Origin of the sequence: Burkholderia aenigmatica, from assembly GCF_902499175.1 — a bacterium.
Lineage (GTDB): Bacteria > Pseudomonadota > Gammaproteobacteria > Burkholderiales > Burkholderiaceae > Burkholderia > Burkholderia aenigmatica.
In genome coordinates, this window is the sequence record NZ_CABVQC010000037.1 from 1 (window position 1) to 18859 (window position 18859).

The window sequence follows — 18859 nt, forward strand, 5'->3', positions numbered from 1 at the left end:
GTCGCCGCGTGGGCCGCCGCGCCGCTCGGCCGCGCGCAGCTCGACGCGCGCCTCACCGAACTGATCGCGACGCCGGCCGGCACCACCGCGCCGACCGAGGAGCAACTGAAGCGCGCGCTGCGGCAGTTGCGTGCGGAGGCATTCGGCGCGGTCGCGGAGCGCGACCTGCGCGGGCTGGCGGACGTCGCCGAGGTGACGGGCGCGATGACCGATCTCGCCGAAGTGGCCGTGCAGCGCTCGCTCGCGCTGCTGTCGGCCGAGCTCGAGGCGCTGTACGGCGAGCCGCGCGGCGCCGACGGCCAGCGCGTCGTGCTCGGTGTGGTCGGGATGGGCAAGCTCGGCGGCCGCGAACTGAACGTGTCGTCGGACATCGACCTGATCTTCGTCTATGAGGACGACGGCGAGACGACCGGCGGCGCGCGCGCGCCGCTGTCCACGCAGGAATACTTCACGCGGCTCGGCCGGCGCCTGATCGGCGTGCTGTCCGAGGTCACGGCCGACGGCTACGTGTTTCGCGTCGACATGCGGCTGCGCCCGAACGGCGATTCGGGTCCGCTCGTCTGCAGCCTCGGCATGCTCGAGGAATATTTCTACGTGCAGGGGCGCGAGTGGGAGCGCTATGCATGGATCAAGGGGCGGCTCGTGTCGGAAGGCGACAGCGACGCGGCGCGGCGGCTGGAGTCGCAGCTCGAGTCGATCGTCAAGCCGTTCGTGTACCGCCGCTATCTCGATTTCGGCGTGATCGGTGCGATCCGCTCGCTGCACCAGCAGATCCGGCAGGAAGCCGCGCGCCGCGCGTCGATGCGGCCCGACAAGGCCGACGACATCAAGCTCGGGCGCGGCGGGATCCGCGAGATCGAATTCAGCGCGCAGGTGTTCCAGCTGATCCGTGGCGGCCAGGATGCGGAATTCCGCGTGCGGCCGACGCTCGCGGTGCTGCGCCATGCGCAGGCGCGCGGGCTGATCGGCGAGGACGTGCGCGCAGGCCTGACCGACGCCTACAACTTCCTGCGCACGCTCGAGCACCGGCTGCAGTACCGCAACGACGCGCAGACGCACGCGATGCCGGTCGAGCTGGACGAACGCGCGGCGCTGGCCGCGTCGCTGGGCTTTGCCGACTATGCGGCGCTGATGACGGTGCTGGACGGCCACCGCACGTTCGTCGAAGCGCAGTTCGACCAGATTTTTGCGGACAAGGCGAGCGGCGCGCCCAGCGCGAGCGGCGACGACTCGGCGGCCGCGTGGATCTGGAGCGGCGCGCTGGCCGACGACGGCGAGGACGACGCGCTGGTCGCCCGTCTCGACGGTCTCGGCTTTACCGATCCGGCCGCCGTGCTCACCCGGCTGCGCGCGATCTGGCAGTCGTCGCGCTACACGGGCCTGGCGGAGAAGAGCCGGCAGCGCTTCGACAGCGTCGCGCAGCGGGCGCTCGAGGCCGCGCCGACCATCGACGCCGCGCGCCGCGACGACACGATCGTGCGCCTGTTCGACCTGCTCGAGACGGTCAGCCGGCGCGGCGTCTACCTCGCGCTGCTGACCGAATATCCGGCCGCGCTCGACCGCGTGCTGTCGGTGCTCGGTGCGACGCGCTGGGGCGGCGGCTACCTGATCCGCCACCCGCAACTGCTCGACGAGCTGCTCGACGACGAGGCGATCGCGAGCCCGTTCGACTGGCCCGCGTTCAAGGACGCACTGCGTGCGCGCCTCGCCGCGGCCGATGGCCCCGAGCAGCAGATGGACCTGCTGCGGCACGCACAGCACGCGGAAGTGTTCCGGATCCTGCTGATCGATCTGGCCGGGCAACTGTCGGTCGAGCACGTGAGCGACCGCCTGTCCGAACTGGCCGACGCGGTGCTCGACGTGACGATCGAAGTCGTCTGGTCGCAGCTCGCGAAGCGCCATCGCGATGTGCCGAAGTTCGCGGTGATCGCGTACGGCAAGCTGGGCGGCAAGGAACTCGGCTACGCATCGGATCTCGACCTGATCTTCCTGTATGACGATGCGGACGATCGTTCGGCCGATGTCTATACGACCTTCACGCGGCGGCTCATCACGTGGCTCACCACGGCGACCGGCGCGGGCGCGCTGTTCGACATCGACTTGCGGTTGCGGCCGAACGGCGAGGCCGGGCTGCTCGTCACCGATCTCGACGCGTTCCGCCGCTACCAGTTGCGCGAGGGCGATGCCGCGAATACCGCGTGGGTCTGGGAGCATCAGGCGCTGACGCGCGCCCGCTACAGCGCGGGCGACGCGCAGATCGGCGCGGACTTCGAGGCGATCCGCCAGCAGGTGCTGACGACGCCGCGCGACGGCGGCGTACTCGCGAAGGAAATCGTCGACATGCGCGGCAAGGTGTTTGCCGGCCACCCGAACCAGACCGAGCTGTTCGACCTGAAGCACGATCGTGGCGGGATGGTGGACATCGAGTTCATCGTCCAGTACTGGGTGCTGCTGCACGCGTCGAGCGACGCCGAGCTGATCCGCAATACCGGCAACATCGCGCTGCTGCGCGAGGTCGCGCGCTTCGGGCTGATGGGCGAGGACGAGGCCGAGCGCGTCGGGGCGGCGTACCGCAAGTACCGGAAGCTGCAGCACAAGCTGCGGCTCGACGGGATGGAGAAGGCGCGGGTCGATCCGGCCGTGGTGGCCGACGAGCGGGCGGCCGTGACGGCGCTGTGGAACCGTGTGTTCGGGGCGGTTGAAACGGATAGTTGAAACGACCGTTCGATGCGGTGCGGCAGGGCGGACGCGATTGTGCCGCCATGCCTAAGAAAAGACCGGCGCATGCGCCGGTCTTTTTGCATTCGATGAACGGATAACGGATGGCCGGCGTCAGGCCGCCAGCATTTCCTTCGCGTGCTTGCGCGTCGTGGCCGTGATCTCGAGCCCGCCGAGCATGCGCGCGACTTCCTCGATCCGGTTGGTGCGGTCGAGTGCAATGACCGTCGATACCGTGCCGCCGCGCTCGTCGGCGCCCTTCGCGACCTGGAAGTGGTGATCGCCGCGCGCGGCGACCTGCGGCAGGTGCGTCACACACAGCACCTGGCGGTCGCGCCCGAGCTGGTGCAGCAGGCGGCCGACCACTTCGGCGACGCCGCCGCCGATTCCCGTATCGACTTCGTCGAAGATCAGTGTCGGCGTCGGGCTGGCCGCGCTGGCGATCACCGCGAGCGCGAGGCTGATCCGCGCGAGCTCGCCGCCCGACGCAACCTTCGCAAGCGGCCGCAGCGGCACGCCGGGGTGCCCGGCGACCCGGAATTCGACCTGCTCGAGCCCGTGCGGGCCGCCATCGGCGAGCGGGATGAGCGCGACTTCGAAGCTTCCGCCCGCCATCGACAGTTCCTGCATGCCGGCCGTGACGGCCGTGCCGAGCGCCTTGGCGGCCTGTGCGCGCGCCTTGGACAGATGTTTGGCATCGGCGAGATAGCCTTCCCGCGCCTTGGCCTGCACCGCTTCGAGTGCGCCGAGATCGGCCGCCGCATCCAGTGCGGCGAGCTGCGCGCGGCGTGCCGCGTGTTCTTCGTGCAGCGTGTCGGGCGGCAAGCGGAACTTGCGGGCGGTCGAGTGCAGGGCATCGAGGCGGGTTTCGACCTGCGCGAGTCGTTCGGGGTCGAGATCGACGCGCTGCGCATAGTGCGACAGCGAATAGACGGCTTCCTGCAACTGGATCTCGGCCGGTTCGAGCGACGCGAGCGCATCGCCGAGCGTGGTGTCGTAGTCGGCGAGGCTGCGCAGCTTCGACACGATCGCGCCGAGTTGCGCGAGCATCGCGTCGTCGGACTCGGACAGCGCGTTGAGCGCGCCGCGCACGCCTTCGATCAGGTTCGCCGAATGCGACAGGCGCTTGTGCTCGTTGCTGACTTCGTCCCATTCGCCTGGCTGCGGCGCGAGCTTGTCGAGCTCGGCGAGCTGCCAGGCGAGCTTCTCGCGTTCGAGCTGCAGCTCGCGCTCGTGCGCTTTTGCTGCGTCGATCGCCTGCGTCGCGTCGCGCCACACGCGCCATGCGCGCGCGACGTTCGCCGCATCCGCGACGAGTCCCGCGTGGGTATCGAACAGCTCGCGCTGCGCGTCGGGCCGCATCAGCAGCTGATGCGCATGCTGGCCGTGGATGTCGACGAGCATTTCGCCGAGTTCGCGCAGTTGCGCGAGCGTCGCGCTGGTGCCGTTGATGAACGCGCGCGACCGGCCGTTCGCATCGATCACGCGGCGCAGCATCACGGTGTCCTCGGTGTCGAACGCGTGTTCGTCGAGCCAGCGCGCGACGCGGTCGTGCGGCGTGAATTCGGCGGTGATGTCGGCGCGGCCGCAGCCGGTGCGTACGACGCTTGCATCGGAACGTTCGCCGAGCGCGAGGGCGAGGGCGTCGATCAGGATCGATTTACCGGCGCCGGTCTCGCCGGAAAAGACGGAAAAGCCGCTGTCGAATTCGAGATCGAGCGCGGCGACGATGACGAAGTCGCGGATCGAGAGGTGGCGGAGCATGGTGTCGGGCGGGGTGGCGTCAGGACGCCTTGTCGTCTTCGTTCGAGGCGTGTTCGTTCCAGTGCAGCTTCTTGCGCAGCGTCGCGTAGTAGCTGTAGCCGATCGGGTGCAGGAACGGCACCGTGTGCTTCGAGCGGCGCACCTCGATCGTGTCGTTCAGTTCGAGCGCGGTGAACGACTGCATGTCGAAGTTCACGTTGACGTCGCGCCCGCCGACGATCTGGATCGCGATTTTCGAATCGTCGGGCAGCACGATCGGCCGGTTCGACAGCGCGTGCGGCGCGATCGGCACGAGCACGATGCCTTGCAGCTGCGGGTGGAGGATCGGGCCGGCCGACGACAGCGCGTAAGCGGTCGAGCCGGTCGGGGTGGCGACGATCAGGCCGTCCGAACGCTGGTTGTACATGTACCGGCCGTCGACCGATGCGCGCAGCTCGACCATCCCGGAGAAGCCGCTGCGGTTCACGACGACGTCGTTGAAGGCGATCGCATGGTAGATCGGTTCGCCGTCGCGCATGATCCGGGCCTCGAGCAGCGCGCGCTCCTCGCGCTCGAACTTGCCCGACAGGATCACCGGGACGAGCGCCTGCATGTCGGCCGCCGCGATATCGGTGATGAAGCCGAGCCGCCCGTGGTTGATCCCGATCAGCGGTGTCTTGTACGGCGCGAGCTGACGGCCGATGCCGAGCATCGTCCCGTCGCCGCCGAGCACGACCGCGACGTCGGCGCGTGCCCCGATTTCGGCCGGGGTCAGCGCCGGGTAGCCGGTGATGCCGATCTCGCGCGCGGTCTCGGCTTCGAAGACGACCTCGAAGCCCCGCTTGGCGATGCAGGCGGCCAGCGTGGCGAGCGGCTCGGCGATGTTCGGCGTGTTGCTCCGGCCGACGAGCGCGACAGTGTTGAACTGATTACCGGTTTTCATGCCGGCATTACACCATAGCTCGTTGACGAAAAGAACCGGCTGTGCGCAGGCGGGGCCGGATCGGGCCGGCCCGCGCATCGGTGGCTGCGCCACTCGCCGCGGTCGCGCGGTTGCGCTAAAATTTTCCACCATGCTAGATCCTCGCGCACGAACCCTCCTGAAAACCCTGATCGAACGGTATATCGCCGACGGTCAGCCAGTCGGATCGCGCACGTTGTCCCGTTACTCCGGGCTCGAGCTGAGCCCGGCGACGATCCGCAACGTGATGTCCGACCTGGAGGAGCTCGGCCTCGTGTCGAGCCCGCACACGTCGGCCGGCCGCGTGCCGACGCCGCGCGGCTACCGGCTGTTCGTCGACACGATGCTGACGGTCGAGGCGCCGATCGACGCCGAAGCCGTCGCGCGGCAGGTGCAGAACACGCTGCAGGCCGGCGAGCCGCAGCAGCGGGTCGTGGCGGCCGCCGCGAGCGTGCTGTCGAACCTGTCGCAGTTCGCGGGCGTCGTGCTGACGCCGCGCCGCAGCCACGTGTTCAAGCAGATCGAGTTCATGCGCCTGTCGGACAAGCGCATCCTGCTGATCATCGTCACGCCCGAGGGCGACGTGCAGAACCGGATGCTCGCGACGCCGCGCGATTACTCGCCGTCGCAACTGACCGAGGCGTCCAACTACATCAATGCGCATTTCGCCGGACTGTCGTTCGACGAGGTGCGCCGCCGCCTGCGCGACGAGATCGACCAGTTGCGCGGCGACATGACCACGCTGATGCATGCGGCCGTGACGGCCAGCACCGAGGTGCCCGACACCGAGGACACCGTGCTGATTTCCGGTGAGCGCAACCTGCTCGAAGTGGCGGATCTTTCCTCCGACATGGCGCGGCTGCGCAAGCTGTTCGACGTATTCGACCAAAAGACGGGCCTCCTGCAACTGCTCGACGTGTCGAGCCACGCCCAAGGCGTGCAGATCTTCATCGGCGGCGAATCGACGCTCGTGCCGATCGAGGAAATGAGCGTCGTTACCGCGCCTTACGAGGTGAACGGGCAGATCGTCGGCACGCTCGGCGTGATCGGCCCGACCCGCATGGCGTACAACCGCGTGATACCGATCGTCGATATCACGGCGCGCCTGCTGTCGCTCACGCTGAGCCAGCAGTAGCCTGCCTTCGCCAGCCCGATCCTGCCCCGTCATCGTGCCTCGGCGCCGCGTAAGTAGACAGTCGGCCGAACGGCCAGCCGACCGGCCCGGGGCGGCCCGCTATAATTGAGAGCCGTCCGGTCCCGTGCCCCGAGCACGTAATTGCCCATGCGTTTCGATCTTGAGCCGCCTTCGAGCATCGCGGCTGCCCATCGCATCGGCGTGCTGCTGATCAATCTCGGCACGCCTGACGCGCCCACGCCGCGCGCGGTGCGGCGCTACCTGGCCGAATTCCTGTCGGATCCGCGGGTCGTCGAGATTCCGCAGGCCGTCTGGCAGGTGCTGCTGCGCACGCTGATCCTGCCGCTGCGCGGCCGCGCGTCCGCGAAGAAATACGCGGCCGTCTGGATGCCCGAGGGCTCGCCGCTGCGCGTGCACACCGAGCGCCAGACCGACGGCGTGCGGCACTTGCTTGCGTCGAACGGTTATCAGGTGCAGGTCGACTACGCGATGCGCTACGGCAGCCCGAACATTTCGCACGCGCTCGCGCAGTTCAAGCGCGCGGGTGTCGAGCGCGTGCTGCTGATGCCGATGTATCCGCAATACTCGGCGTCGACCACCGCCACCGCATTCGACGCCGCATTCAACGCGCTCGCGCGCATGCGCAACCAGCCGGAGGTGCGCACGGTGCGGCACTATGCCGACCATCCGGCCTATATCCATGCGCTGGCCGAGCAGGTGCACCAGTACTGGGCGCAGCACGGCCGGCCCGACTTCGCGGCTGGCGACAAGCTCGTGCTGAGCTTTCACGGCGTGCCGAAGCGCACGCTCGATCTCGGCGACCCCTATCACGACCAGTGCCAGCAGACGGGCGCGCTGCTGATGGCCGCGCTCGGGCTGTCGACGACCGAATGCCGCATCACGTTCCAGTCGCGCTTCGGCAAGGCCGAATGGCTGCAGCCTTACACCGCGCCGACGCTGCGCGAGTTCGGCGAGGCCGGCGTGCGGCGGGCGGACGTGTTCTGTCCCGGTTTCACAGCCGACTGCCTGGAGACGATCGAGGAGATCGGCATGGAAGTGCGCGACGAGTTCCTCGCCGGCGGCGGCAAGGCGTTCCACCGCATTCCGTGCCTGAACGGCGCGCCCGCGTGGATCGGCGCGCTCGGCGAGATCGTCGCCGAGAATCTGCAGGGCTGGCCGGTCAGGGCCGCGCAGCCTGAAACGGTGATTTGAACGCGATGAATTACAAGATTTCGACCGAACCGGGCGCGAAGCTGCGCATCGACAAATGGCTGTGGGCCGCCCGGTTCTTCAAGACGCGCTCGCTCGCGACCGATGCGGTCGACAAGGGGCACGTGAAGATCGGCGGCGCGGCCGTCAAGCCGGCCAAGGACGTGCGCGTGGGCGACGAGGTCGAGATTGCGATCGACGGCATCGTCTGGCACATTGCCGTGCTTGGTGTGTGCGACGTGCGCGGGCCGGCGAGCGTTGCGCAGACGCTTTACGCGGAAACGGAAGCGGGGCGGGCCGCGCGGCTCGCCGAACTGGAGCGGCGCCGCACGTATCGCGAGCCGGCGGCCGAATTGCACGGCCGGCCGACGAAGCGCGACCGGCGCATTATCGACAGATTTTCTGGTGGGAGCTGAACATCTGGTCGAACGTCGCCCGCGCGCTCCCGTATTCGGTCGTGCGGTCGGTGACGGCTCCCGACAGGCAGATGGTGGTGGTGCCGGCAATGAGTACCAGCGCGACCACCGATATCGCAAAGGTCAGTTTCACGGTACTCCCCTCGAGAAGACGGGTGAAAACGGCGCCAGGTGGATGTCAGGCGGCGGTCAGCTAGGGGTAAACACGCTTTTCCGACGCTTGAGTGGAGTGTAGTGCAGCGGGCCTGTGCCAAGCTAGTACTTGCCAGGTAAGCGTTGTTACAGCCCGTTTCGCCCGATCTGACGGACTATGCGGGCGATGCACCGGTGCGACGCGCGGTTGTTTCGCGGCATTGGAGAATGCCGGCGAATAACCCTCTTGAAATCGTAGTTTTCACCCTTATTTGCACCAGCAATGTGCGGTGCCGCCGGGTATACGGTCCGGCGGTTGCCGATTTGGCTTCAACCTCTAATCGACTTTCAGCGACATGGAAAACACGCAAGAGAACCCGGCTACCCAATCGGCCGAAGATATCGGCAGCGAGAAGCAGGCGGCGCAAGGCGCTGCTCCCGCCGCTGAAGCAGCCGACGCGGCGCTCGCGGAGGCTCAAGCCAAGGTCGCCGAGCTGCAGGAGAGCTTCCTGCGGGCGAAGGCCGAGACCGAGAACGTCCGCCGCCGCGCGCAGGACGACGTCTCGAAGGCGCACAAGTTTGCGATCGAGAGCTTCGCGGAGCACCTGCTGCCGGTGCTGGACAGCCTGGAAGCAGCCGTCAACGATACGTCGGGCGACGTCGCGAAGGTCCGCGAAGGCGTCGAACTGACGCTGCGCCAGCTGACGAGCGCGCTCGAGAAGGGCCGTGTCGTCGCGCTGAACCCGGTCGGCGAGAAGTTCGATCCGCACCAGCACCAGGCGATTTCGATGGTGCCGGCCGAGCAGGAGCCGAACACCGTCGTCGCGGTGCTGCAAAAGGGCTACACGATCGCCGACCGCGTGCTGCGTCCGGCGCTCGTCACCGTCGCCCAGCCGAAGTAAGGCCGTCGCGATGGTGCCCGCCGGCGTCGATCCGGCCGCATTCGACGCGTTCGACATGCAGGCGCTGGACGCCGGCACGTTCGACGCGGCGATCGACGGCGCGGGCGACGCGCTCGCGGTGGTGTTCTTCTGGGGCGTCGACTGCTTCAACTGCGAGATCGCGAAGAAGGCGATGCTCGCCCAGCCCGACGCGATCCGCGCGCTGGGCCTGAAGTGGTTCCATTGCAACGTGTACGAACACCACCAGCTTGGGCGCCGCTTCGGGCTGCACGGCGTGCCGACGTGGTTCTTCTTCCACCGCGGCAAGCGGCTCGGCCGCGCGACGGGCTGGCATGGCCTTGCGCAGTTCCAGGCCGCCGTGTCGGCGGCGTGCGCGAAGATTGCCGCGGCGACGGGCCATCCGCCGGGCGGCGATCCGCTAGCCGGCGGCGATTGAAAAAATTTAATATCCGCATCGCTTGTCGGGTCTTGAAAACGGATCGGACGGACGCATTTCGGGAACAGAGTTGAATTCTGGCGCGCGAAACTGCCCCAAAACGCGGGGTTTTGCGCAGCAAACAAGCATTTCTGGAGATTAGGAAAAAATGGGAAAGATCATCGGTATTGACCTCGGCACCACGAACTCGTGCGTCGCCATCATGGAAGGCAACCAGGTCAAGGTCATCGAGAACTCGGAAGGCACGCGCACCACGCCGTCGATCATCGCCTACATGGACGACAACGAAGTGCTGGTTGGCGCGCCGGCCAAGCGTCAGTCGGTGACCAACCCGAAGAACACGCTGTTCGCAGTGAAGCGCCTGATCGGCCGCCGCTTCGAAGAGAAGGAAGTCCAGAAGGACATCGGCCTGATGCCGTACAGCATCGTCAAGGCCGACAACGGCGATGCATGGGTCGAAGCGCACGGCGAAAAGCTCGCGCCGCCGCAGGTTTCGGCGGAAGTGCTGCGCAAGATGAAGAAGACGGCCGAAGACTACCTCGGCGAGCCGGTCACGGAAGCCGTGATCACGGTGCCGGCGTACTTCAACGACAGCCAGCGCCAGGCAACCAAGGACGCCGGCCGCATCGCGGGCCTCGAAGTCAAGCGGATCATCAACGAGCCGACCGCAGCTGCGCTCGCGTTCGGCCTCGACAAGGTCGAGAAGGGTGACCGCAAGATCGCCGTGTATGACCTCGGCGGCGGTACGTTCGACGTGTCGATCATCGAGATCGCGGACGTCGACGGCGAAATGCAGTTCGAAGTGCTGTCGACCAACGGCGACACGTTCCTCGGCGGTGAAGACTTCGACCAGCGCATCATCGATTACATCATCGGCGAGTTCAAGAAGGAGCAGGGCGTCGACCTGTCGAAGGACGTGCTCGCGCTGCAGCGCCTGAAGGAAGCCGCTGAAAAGGCGAAGATCGAGCTGTCGTCGAGCCAGCAGACCGAAATCAACCTGCCGTACATCACGGCGGACGCGTCGGGCCCGAAGCACTTGAACCTGAAGATCACTCGCGCAAAGCTGGAAGCGCTGGTGGAAGACCTCGTCGAGCGCACGATCGAACCGTGCCGCGTTGCGATCAAGGACGCAGGCGTCAAGGTGTCGGACATCGACGACGTGATCCTGGTTGGCGGCCAGACGCGCATGCCGAAGGTGCTGGAAAAGGTGAAGGAGTTCTTCGGCAAGGATCCGCGCCGTGACGTGAACCCGGACGAAGCCGTCGCAGTCGGCGCGGCGATCCAGGGCCAGGTTCTGTCGGGCGACCGCAAGGACGTGCTGCTGCTCGACGTGACCCCGCTGTCGCTCGGTATCGAGACGCTCGGCGGCGTGATGACGAAGATGATCAGCAAGAACACGACGATCCCGACGAAGCACGCCCAGGTGTACTCGACGGCGGACGACAACCAGGGCGCCGTGACGATCAAGGTGTTCCAGGGCGAACGCGAAATGGCAGCCGGCAACAAGCTGCTCGGCGAGTTCAACCTCGAAGGCATTCCGCCCGCACCGCGCGGCGTGCCGCAGATCGAAGTGAGCTTCGACATCGACGCGAACGGCATCCTGCACGTCGGCGCGAAGGACAAGGCGACCGGCAAGGAAAACAAGATCACGATCAAGGCGAACTCGGGCCTGTCCGACGCTGAAATCGACCAGATGATCAAGGACGCGGAAGCGAACGCAGCGGAAGATCACAAGCTGCGCGAGCTGGCCGATTCGCGCAACCAGGGCGATGCACTCGTCCACAGCACGAAGAAGGCGCTGACCGAGTACGGCGACAAGCTGGACGCGGGCGAGAAGGAAGCGATCGAAGCGTCGCTGAAGTCGCTCGAGGAAGTGCTGAAGGACGCATCGGCCGACAAGGCTGCGATCGACGCGAAGGTCGAGGAACTCGGCAAGGTGTCGCAGAAGCTCGGCGAAAAGATGTACGCCGACATGCAGGCCCAGCAAGCAGGTGCGGCCGGCGCAGCGGGTGCAGCGGAAGGCGCGGCCCATGCGGGCGGCGCGCAACAGGCTGCCGACGATGTCGTCGACGCCGAGTTCAAGGAAGTGAAGAAGGACTAAGCCGGGTTGCCCCGGTGCCGCACGCCGCGCGCGCAACCCGCGCGCGGCGCGGCTGACGGGTTGGCTGACAAGCGGTCTGTCTTTCCTTCCGGATGGCCGGATCGACTCCACGCCTGGCGGGCTTCGCGGCCCTCCGGGCACATTTGTTTTTTGGCGGGCGCTGCGTGACCGTCCCGAACGGGCCGGAGCCAGACGCGTCGAGAGACTTTACTGCGAGCGAAAGGAGCCGCCGCGTGCATGAGGCGCGGACGGCACAGTGAATCGATATGGCGAAACGGGATTACTACGAGGTTCTTGGCGTCGCAAAGAATGCGAGCGACGACGAAATCAAGAAGGCGTATCGCAAGCTTGCGATGAAGTATCACCCTGACCGCAATCCGGACAACAAGGATGCGGAAGAGCATTTCAAGGAGGTGAAGGAAGCCTATGAAATGCTGTCGGACGGCCAGAAGCGGGCAGCGTACGACCAGTACGGCCACGCGGGCGTCGATCCGAACATGGGCGGTGCGGGCGCACAGGGCTTCGGCGGCTTCGCGGACGCGTTCGGCGACATCTTCGGCGACATCTTCGGTCAGGCAGCGGGCGGCGCCGCGCGCGGCGGCCGTGGCGGCCCGCAGGTGTATCGCGGCGCCGACCTGCGCTACAGCATGGAAATCACGCTCGAGCAGGCCGCACACGGCTACGACACGCAGATCCGCGTGCCGAGCTGGGTGTCGTGCGAGGTCTGCCACGGGTCGGGCGCGAAGCCCGGCACGAAGCCGGAAACCTGCCCGACCTGTCACGGCCAGGGCACGGTGCGCATGTCGCAGGGCTTCTTCAGCATCCAGCAGACCTGCCCGAAGTGCCATGGCACGGGCACCTACATCCCCGAGCCGTGCGTGCATTGCCACGGGTCGGGCAAGGTGAAGGAAACCAAGACGCTCGAAGTCAAGATCCCGGCCGGGATCGACGACGGGATGCGGATCCGCTCGGCCGGCAACGGCGAGCCGGGCATCAACGGCGGGCCGCCGGGCGACCTGTACGTCGAGATCCACATCAAGCCGCACTCGGTGTTCGAGCGCGACGGCGACGATCTCCACTGCCAGATGCCGATCCCGTTCACGACCGCCGCACTCGGTGGCGAGATCGAGGTGCCGACGCTGGCCGGTCGTGCGTCGTTCCCGGTGCCGGAAGGCACGCAGTCGGGCAAGACGTTCCGCCTGCGCGGCAAGGGCATCAAGGGGCTGCGTTCGAGCATCGCGGGCGATCTGTACGTTCACGTGCAGGTCGAGACGCCGGTGAAGCTGACCGACAACCAGCGCGACCTGCTCAAGCAGTTCGAGAAATCGCTGGCCGAGGGCGGCGCGCGTCACAGCCCGCAGAGCAAGAGCTGGTTCGATCGTGTGAAGAGCTTCTTCGAGTAACTCGAGTAACAGCATGACTGAAGGCAACGAGAGCGCGTCGTTCGCGCTCTTGGACGATTGCGACTCGACTGCGTCCGCGCGGTCGAGTCGTTTGTATTCGGGGTTCGTGCGCGAACGCGTGTGCACGGATCCGGCTCGGCTCGACGAGGTCGATGCGGCGGTGGCGCAGGATCTGCGCGACGGGCTGCATGCGGTCGTCGTCGGCGATTACGAATTCGGACGCAACCTGCAACGAGCGCAGCCGGGCCATGCCCCGCTGCGCTTTTTGCTGTATGCGCGCTGCGAGCGCCTGTCGCGCGACGAAGTCGACGCGTGGCTCGCGCAGCAGGACGGCGGCGCAACGCCGTCGATCGCGGGCGTCGCGCATGTCGAAAAGAGCGTGTCGCGCGATGCGTTCGACGCGGCGATCGCCGCGGTGCACGACGCGCTGCGCGCAGGCGATTCGTATCAGGTCAACTACACGTACCGGCTGAACTTCGACGTGTTCGGCACGCCGCTTGCGCTGTACCGGCGGCTGCGGGCGCGCCAGCCGGTGCGCTACGGCGCGCTGATCGCGTTGCCCGACGGACCGTGGGTCGTGTCGTGTTCGCCCGAGCTGTTCGTCGAGAAGCACGGCGACGTGCTGGGCGCGCGGCCGATGAAGGGCACGGCACCGCGTTCGGCCGACCCTCGCGACGATGCGGCGGCGGCCGTGTTCCTCGCGAACGATCCGAAGAACCGCGCGGAAAACGTGATGATCGTCGACCTGCTGCGCAACGACGTGTCGCGGATCGCGCGCACCGGGACGGTCCGCGTGCCGGCGCTGTTCTCCGTCGAGCCGTATGCGTCGGTGTGGCAGATGACGTCGACGGTCGAGGCCGGCTGGCGCGACGGGACGACGTTCGCGCAGATGCTGCGTGCGCTGTTTCCGTGCGGATCGATCACGGGCGCGCCGAAGTACAAGACGATGCAGTTGATCGATGCGATCGAGTCGACGCCGCGTGGGCTCTACACGGGCGCGATCGGCTGGCTCGACGCTGCGAAGCAAGGCGCCGATTCCGATGAGCCGGGCGATCGCCTGGCCGGTTGTGGCGATTTCTGCCTGTCGGTGGCGATCCGTACGCTGACGCTCGACGCAGCCGGCAAAGGTGCGGTCGATGCCGACGCACGCAATCCGGCAGCGGCAACCGCCGGCCGGCGCCGCAGCACGATGGGCGTCGGTGCGGGCATCGTGCTCGACAGCGTCGCGGCCGACGAATATGCGGAGTGCGAATTGAAAGCGCGATTCCTGACGGATGCCGATCCCGGCTTCCAGCTGTTCGAAACGACCGCCGCCACGCGTGCGGACGGCATCCGGCATCTCGATCGCCATCTCGCGCGGCTGCAGCGTAGCGCGGATGCGTTCGGTTTCCACTTCGACGCCGATGCATTGCGTCGCGAGATCGACGCGCGCTGCGCGGCGCTCGACGGCGACGGCGCTTACCGGATGAAGCTCGCGCTCGCGAAGGACGGCACGGTCGAGATCGTCTCGGCACCGCTCAAGCCGCTGCCGGCGGGGCCGGTCGGCGTGCTGCTGGCGTCCGCGCACGGCTTCGCACCGACCCGTGCGAGCGATGCGCTGCTGCTGCACAAGACCACACGCCGCGCCGAATACGATCGCGCATGGCAGGCGGCGGAGGCACTTGGCGCGTTCGACATGCTGTTCGTCAACGAGCGAGGCGAAGTGACGGAAGGCGGGCGCTCGAACCTGTTCGTGAAGCTCGACGGCCAGTGGGTGACGCCGCCGCTCGAGTCTGGCGTGCTGCCGGGCGTGATGCGCGGCGTGTTGCTCGAAGATCGCGCGTTCGGTGCGACGGAGCGGGTCGTGACCCGCGACGATCTCGCGCGCGCGGACGCGCTGCTGCTGACCAACGCGCTGCGCGGCGCGCTCGACGCGGTATTGAAGTAACCGGCCGATAATCGACCGTTGTCGGCAGCGCAGGAAAGAAAAAGCGTGGTGCCCCGCAAAGGGCGCCGCGCTTTTTGTCATCAAGGGGCCGGCGAACGCATCGCTGGCCCCGTGAAGGGCGTCAGAACGAGTGCTCGGGGCCGGGGAACGAACCGTCCTTTACCGCGCGCACGTACGCTTCGACGGCCGCCTGGATGTTCGGCTCGCCCTGCATGAAATCCTTCACGAAGCGCGGCCGCTTGCCGGGGAACACGCCGAGCATGTCGTGCAGCACGAGCACCTGGCCCGAGCAGTCGGCGCCGGCGCCGATGCCGATCGTCGGCACGCGCAGCATCTGCGTGACTTCGGAACCGATCAGCGTCGGCACGGCTTCGATCACGACGACCTGCGCACCGGCTGCTTCGACCGCGCGCGCGTCGCGCAGCAACTGCGCGGCACTGGCTTCGGTCTTGCCCTGCACCTTGAAGCCACCGAACGCGTGCACCGACTGCGGCGTAAGGCCCACGTGCGCGCACACGGGCACCGCACGCTCGACGAGGAAGCGGATCGTCTCGGTGAGCCATTCACCGCCTTCGAGCTTGACCATCTGCGCACCGGCGCGCATCAGCTTGACGGAGCTCGCGAACGCCTCGGCCGGCGTGCCGTACGTGCCGAACGGCAGGTCGGCCATGATCAGCGCGCGCGGTTGCGCACGGGCGACACAGGCGGTGTGATACGCGATGTCGTCGAGCGACACGGGCAGCGTGGTCGTATGGCCCTGCAGTACGTTGCCGAGCGAATCGCCGATCAGCAGCACGTCGACGCCCGAACGGTCGAGCAGTGCGGAAAAGCTCGCGTCGTAGCAGGTGAGCATCGCGATCTTCTCGCCGGCGTCGCGCATTGCCTGCAGCTTGGGCACCGTGACGGCAGGCCGGCTCGATTCCTGGAGATAGGTCATGGGAAATCCGGTTCGAATGGGAAAGGAACGACAGGCGAGGACGCGTCAGCGCGTCGTCTCGCCCTTGACGAAGAACTCCTTGCGGCCACGCATCGTCTCGATGCGCTCGACCAGCAGAGCGAGATCTTCGGGGGAGTCCAGCGGGTTCAGGTGTTCCGCGGCGACCGTCAGCACCGGCGTGCGGTCGTAGTGGTAGAAGAATTCGTTGTACGCGTCGACGAGCGAGCGCAGGTACGCATCGCTGATCTGCAGCTCCATCGGCAGCCCGCGCTTCTGGATCCGCGAGAACAGCACTTCGGGGCTCGCCTGCAGATAGACGACGAGGTCGGGCGACGGCGCCTGCGGCACGTCGACGTGCGCCGCGACCGAGCGGTACAGCTGCCATTCGTCTTCCGGCAGGTTCAGCCGCGCGAAGATGTCGTTCTTCTGCGGCATGAAATCGGCGATGACCGGGCGGCCCGTTTCGAGCGCGCCGATCAGCTCGCGCGCCTGCTGCGCGCGCTGCAGCGCGAACGACAGCTGCACGGGCAGCGCGTAGCGCGCGGTGTCGCGATAGAAGCGTTCGAGGAACGGGTTGTCCTGCGGGCGTTCGAGCAGCGTCTGCATCGACCAGCGTTCGGCGAGCAGGCGCGCGAGCGTCGTCTTGCCGACGCCGATCGGGCCTTCGATCACGAGATAGCGGTGCGGGGCGCGCAGGTCGGGCGCGGTGACGGTGAGGGGAGTCGGGGTCATTGGCAGCGGTTCTTGTCGGCGTCTTCGCTGGCAGCGAGCGCCTTCTGCATCAGGCACTGGCAGGTCTGCACCTTCTCGACGCGCTGGTCCGCGACGGCGGCGAGGAAGGCATCGGCACGGCCGCGCGCGGGGATATCGAGTGCCGGCTCGATTTCGACGAGCGGCACGAGCGCGAACGCACGGTCGGTGAGACGCGGGTGCGGGACGATCAGGTCGGGTTCGTCGATCGAGTCGGCGCCGAACAGCAGGATGTCGAGATCGAGCGTGCGCGGCGCGTTGCGATACGGGCGCTCGCGGCCGAAGTGATGTTCGATCTTCTGGCAAAGCGCGAGCAGCTCGCGGGCCGACAGCGTCGTGTCGAGCTTGACGACGCAGTTGTAGTAGTCGTCGCCGCCCGCTTCGAAGGGCGCCGTGCGATACAGGCTCGATTTGCCGAGGATCGAGATGGTGCGCTGCTGTGCGAGGCACACCACCGCGTCCTTCAGGGTCTGGCGCGCATCGCCGAGATTCGCCCCCAGTCCGATATATGCAACCGTCATGGCATCACTTCCTACGTCGTTCGCCGGCAAGCGCGTCAGTCGTCGGAACCGTCCGAGGTGTCCGGTGCCTGCTCGGCGGCACCTTCACCCGGCTTGCGGTTTCGCACACCGCCGCGGCGGCGCCGCTTGCGGGGCGATTTTTCCTTCGAGCCGCCTTGCGTGAGCAATGCCTCGCGAGCGGCCGCGTCGCCTTCGATGAAATCCGTCCACCACTGTCCGACTTCCGCATCGAGCTCGCCGGATTCGCAGCGTAACAGGAGGAAATCATACCCCGCTCTAAACCTTTGGTGTTCCAGCAGCCGCATCGCGCTGCGGCCCGAGCGTTTCTCGAGGCGCAGCTGCAGGCCCCAGATCTCGCGCATGTCGGCCGAATAACGCTTGTGGATCGCGAGCTTCTCGGTCTGCATGTCGAGCACGTCGTCCATCGCGCGATGGAGCGCCGGCACCGGGATTTCGCCTTCGGCCGTGTATTGCTCGAAGCGCTGGCGCATGTCGTGCCACAGCAGCGTCGCGAACAGGAAGCCCGGTGAGACCGGCTTGCCGGCGCGCACGCGTGCATCGGTGTTGTTCAGCGCGAGCGTGATGAACTTCTCGCCCTGCGGCTGTTCGAGCACGACGTCGAGCAACGGCAACAGCCCGTGGTGCAGGCCTTCCTTGCGCAGCTGCTTCAGGCACGCGAGTGCGTGGCCCGACAGCAGCAGCTTCAGCATTTCGTCGAACAGGCGCGCGGCCGGCACGTTGTTGATCAGGTCGGCGAGCCCGCTGATCGGCTCGCGCGTATGCGGCTCGATCTCGAAACCGAGCTTCGCCGCGAAGCGCACGACGCGCAGCATCCGCACCGGATCCTCGCGGAAGCGCGTGGCCGGGTCGCCGATCATCCGCAACAGGCGGGCGCGCATGTCGGCCATCCCGTCGTGGTAGTCGAGCACCGTCTGCGTCGACGGGTCGTAGTACATCGCGTTGATCGTGAAGTCGCGGCGCGCGGCATCTTCGTGCTGCTCGCCCCACACGTTGTCGCGCAGCACACGGCCGCTCGCGTCGACTGCGTGCGTGCGGCGATCGAGTTCGTCGCGCTTCAGGCGCTTCGGCGGCTCCGAGGCGGCCGCCTCGGGTGGCGCATCGACCAGTGCGCGGAACGTCGACACTTCGATCAACTCCTGGCCGAACTGCACGTGGACGATCTGGAAGCGGCGGCCGATCAGGCGTGCGCGGCGGAACAGGCGCTGCACTTCGGTCGGCGTTGCGTCGGTCGCGACGTCGAAGTCCTTCGGCGCGATGCCGAGCAGCAGGTCGCGTACTGCACCGCCGACGATGAACGCACGGAAGCCTGCCTGCTGCAGCGTGTCGGTCACGCGCACGGCATTCTTCGAGATCAGCGCCGGGTTGATGCCGTGCACGCTGGCCGGCACAACGGTCGGTTCATGGTTGCTGCGCGGTTTCTTCGCGCCGCCTCGGGCGCCTTTCGACGCGCGCGGAGCAGGGGCCGCTTCGTCGGCCGGGGCCGCTGCGGGAGATGTTTGCTCGGTTTCGTCCTGACCGAGCAGCTTGCGGATGAATTTTTTGATCAC

16 protein-coding genes are annotated in these 18859 nt (G+C 67.2%); 9 read left to right on the plus strand and 7 right to left on the minus strand.

The features are described 5' to 3' along the window. Positions 1–2715 (plus strand): bifunctional [glutamate--ammonia ligase]-adenylyl-L-tyrosine phosphorylase/[glutamate--ammonia-ligase] adenylyltransferase (glnE, locus tag BDO18943_RS24530; RefSeq protein ID WP_175024398.1); only part of this gene is annotated, 2715 nt, incomplete at its 5' end. 117 nt (positions 2716–2832) lie between these two features. Here the strand turns inward: glnE and recN are convergent. After that, entirely contained in the window at positions 2833–4482 is a 1650-nt protein-coding gene (recN, locus tag BDO18943_RS24535; protein WP_175024399.1) for a DNA repair protein RecN, read from the minus strand. Positions 4483–4501: 19 nt separating this feature from the next. Beyond that, positions 4502–5404: an NAD kinase gene (locus BDO18943_RS24540; RefSeq protein ID WP_043189549.1), complete on the minus strand. Its 903-nt coding sequence runs from the start codon at positions 5402–5404 to the stop codon at positions 4502–4504. Between the two features lie 130 nt (positions 5405–5534). On the opposite strand from BDO18943_RS24540, the gene hrcA reads away from it, so the two are divergent. The 3 genes from hrcA (at position 5535) to BDO18943_RS24555 (ending at position 8182) form a co-directional block, all read left to right on the plus strand. Then, on the plus strand, positions 5535–6557 hold the full coding sequence (hrcA, locus tag BDO18943_RS24545) for a heat-inducible transcriptional repressor HrcA (RefSeq protein WP_011544637.1): 1023 nt from the start codon (positions 5535–5537) through the stop codon (positions 6555–6557). A 147-nt stretch (positions 6558–6704) separates the two neighbouring features. Beyond that, positions 6705–7769: a ferrochelatase gene (gene hemH, locus BDO18943_RS24550; RefSeq protein ID WP_175024400.1), complete on the plus strand. Its 1065-nt coding sequence runs from the start codon at positions 6705–6707 to the stop codon at positions 7767–7769. Between the two features lie 5 nt (positions 7770–7774). Then, positions 7775–8182, plus strand: a complete 408-nt coding sequence (locus tag BDO18943_RS24555; RefSeq protein WP_043189537.1) for an RNA-binding S4 domain-containing protein — start codon at positions 7775–7777, stop codon at positions 8180–8182. On the opposite strand, the gene BDO18943_RS24560 is transcribed toward BDO18943_RS24555, so the two are convergent. Then, the gene (locus tag BDO18943_RS24560; protein ID WP_006476841.1) at positions 8154–8315 is read right to left on the minus strand and encodes a hypothetical protein; all 162 of its coding nucleotides are present in this window, start codon (positions 8313–8315) and stop codon (positions 8154–8156) included. The genes BDO18943_RS24555 and BDO18943_RS24560 overlap by 29 nt on opposite strands. 355 nt (positions 8316–8670) lie before the next feature. Between BDO18943_RS24560 and grpE the strand changes: the two genes are divergently transcribed. The 5 genes from grpE (at position 8671) to BDO18943_RS24585 (ending at position 15083) form a co-directional block, all read left to right on the plus strand. Next, positions 8671–9216, plus strand: coding sequence for a nucleotide exchange factor GrpE (gene grpE, locus BDO18943_RS24565; RefSeq protein ID WP_043189535.1), 546 nt, complete (start codon positions 8671–8673; stop codon positions 9214–9216). Between the two features lie 10 nt (positions 9217–9226). Next, the gene (locus BDO18943_RS24570; protein WP_175024401.1) at positions 9227–9652 is read left to right on the plus strand and encodes a thioredoxin family protein; all 426 of its coding nucleotides are present in this window, start codon (positions 9227–9229) and stop codon (positions 9650–9652) included. 148 nt (positions 9653–9800) lie between these two features. Further along, on the plus strand, positions 9801–11753 hold the full coding sequence (gene dnaK, locus BDO18943_RS24575; protein WP_175024402.1) for a molecular chaperone DnaK: 1953 nt from the start codon (positions 9801–9803) through the stop codon (positions 11751–11753). Between the two features lie 266 nt (positions 11754–12019). After that, complete coding sequence (gene dnaJ, locus BDO18943_RS24580) at positions 12020–13156, plus strand: molecular chaperone DnaJ (protein WP_043189531.1); 1137 nt, start codon at positions 12020–12022, stop codon at positions 13154–13156. Between the two features lie 13 nt (positions 13157–13169). Further along, entirely contained in the window at positions 13170–15083 is a 1914-nt protein-coding gene (locus BDO18943_RS24585; RefSeq protein ID WP_175024403.1) for a chorismate-binding protein, read from the plus strand. Positions 15084–15204: 121 nt separating this feature from the next. Here the strand turns inward: BDO18943_RS24585 and panB are convergent, their stop codons facing one another. From panB to pcnB, 4 genes are read right to left on the minus strand one after another with little or no spacing between them, the layout of a single operon-like run. Beyond that, positions 15205–16020 carry a 3-methyl-2-oxobutanoate hydroxymethyltransferase gene (gene panB / locus BDO18943_RS24590; protein ID WP_175024404.1) on the minus strand — a complete coding sequence of 272 codons (816 nt, stop codon included), beginning with the start codon at positions 16018–16020 and terminating at the stop codon, positions 15205–15207. 45 nt (positions 16021–16065) lie between these two features. Then, a complete protein-coding gene (locus BDO18943_RS24595; RefSeq protein WP_175024405.1) occupies positions 16066–16752 on the minus strand; it encodes a deoxynucleoside kinase in 687 nt (228 codons plus the stop codon). After that, positions 16749–17291, minus strand: coding sequence for a 2-amino-4-hydroxy-6-hydroxymethyldihydropteridine diphosphokinase (folK, locus tag BDO18943_RS24600; RefSeq protein ID WP_175024406.1), 543 nt, complete (start codon positions 17289–17291; stop codon positions 16749–16751). The genes BDO18943_RS24595 and folK overlap by 4 nt, the downstream gene beginning before the upstream one ends. 35 nt (positions 17292–17326) lie before the next feature. Continuing rightward, a complete protein-coding gene (gene pcnB, locus BDO18943_RS24605; protein ID WP_175024407.1) occupies positions 17327–18859 on the minus strand; it encodes a polynucleotide adenylyltransferase PcnB in 1533 nt (510 codons plus the stop codon).

Coding starts and splice junctions, on each gene's coding strand:
- recN (WP_175024399.1), bottom strand. CDS start 4,482: ATGCTCCGCCACCTCTCGATCCGCGACTTCGTCATCGTCGCCGCGCTC.
- BDO18943_RS24540 (WP_043189549.1), bottom strand. CDS start 5,404: ATGAAAACCGGTAATCAGTTCAACACTGTCGCGCTCGTCGGCCGGAGC.
- hrcA (WP_011544637.1), top strand. CDS start 5,535: ATGCTAGATCCTCGCGCACGAACCCTCCTGAAAACCCTGATCGAACGG.
- hemH (WP_175024400.1), top strand. CDS start 6,705: ATGCGTTTCGATCTTGAGCCGCCTTCGAGCATCGCGGCTGCCCATCGC.
- BDO18943_RS24555 (WP_043189537.1), top strand. CDS start 7,775: ATGAATTACAAGATTTCGACCGAACCGGGCGCGAAGCTGCGCATCGAC.
- grpE (WP_043189535.1), top strand. CDS start 8,671: ATGGAAAACACGCAAGAGAACCCGGCTACCCAATCGGCCGAAGATATC.
- BDO18943_RS24570 (WP_175024401.1), top strand. CDS start 9,227: ATGGTGCCCGCCGGCGTCGATCCGGCCGCATTCGACGCGTTCGACATG.
- dnaK (WP_175024402.1), top strand. CDS start 9,801: ATGGGAAAGATCATCGGTATTGACCTCGGCACCACGAACTCGTGCGTC.
- dnaJ (WP_043189531.1), top strand. CDS start 12,020: ATGGCGAAACGGGATTACTACGAGGTTCTTGGCGTCGCAAAGAATGCG.
- BDO18943_RS24585 (WP_175024403.1), top strand. CDS start 13,170: ATGACTGAAGGCAACGAGAGCGCGTCGTTCGCGCTCTTGGACGATTGC.
- panB (WP_175024404.1), bottom strand. CDS start 16,020: ATGACCTATCTCCAGGAATCGAGCCGGCCTGCCGTCACGGTGCCCAAG.
- BDO18943_RS24595 (WP_175024405.1), bottom strand. CDS start 16,752: ATGACCCCGACTCCCCTCACCGTCACCGCGCCCGACCTGCGCGCCCCG.
- folK (WP_175024406.1), bottom strand. CDS start 17,291: ATGACGGTTGCATATATCGGACTGGGGGCGAATCTCGGCGATGCGCGC.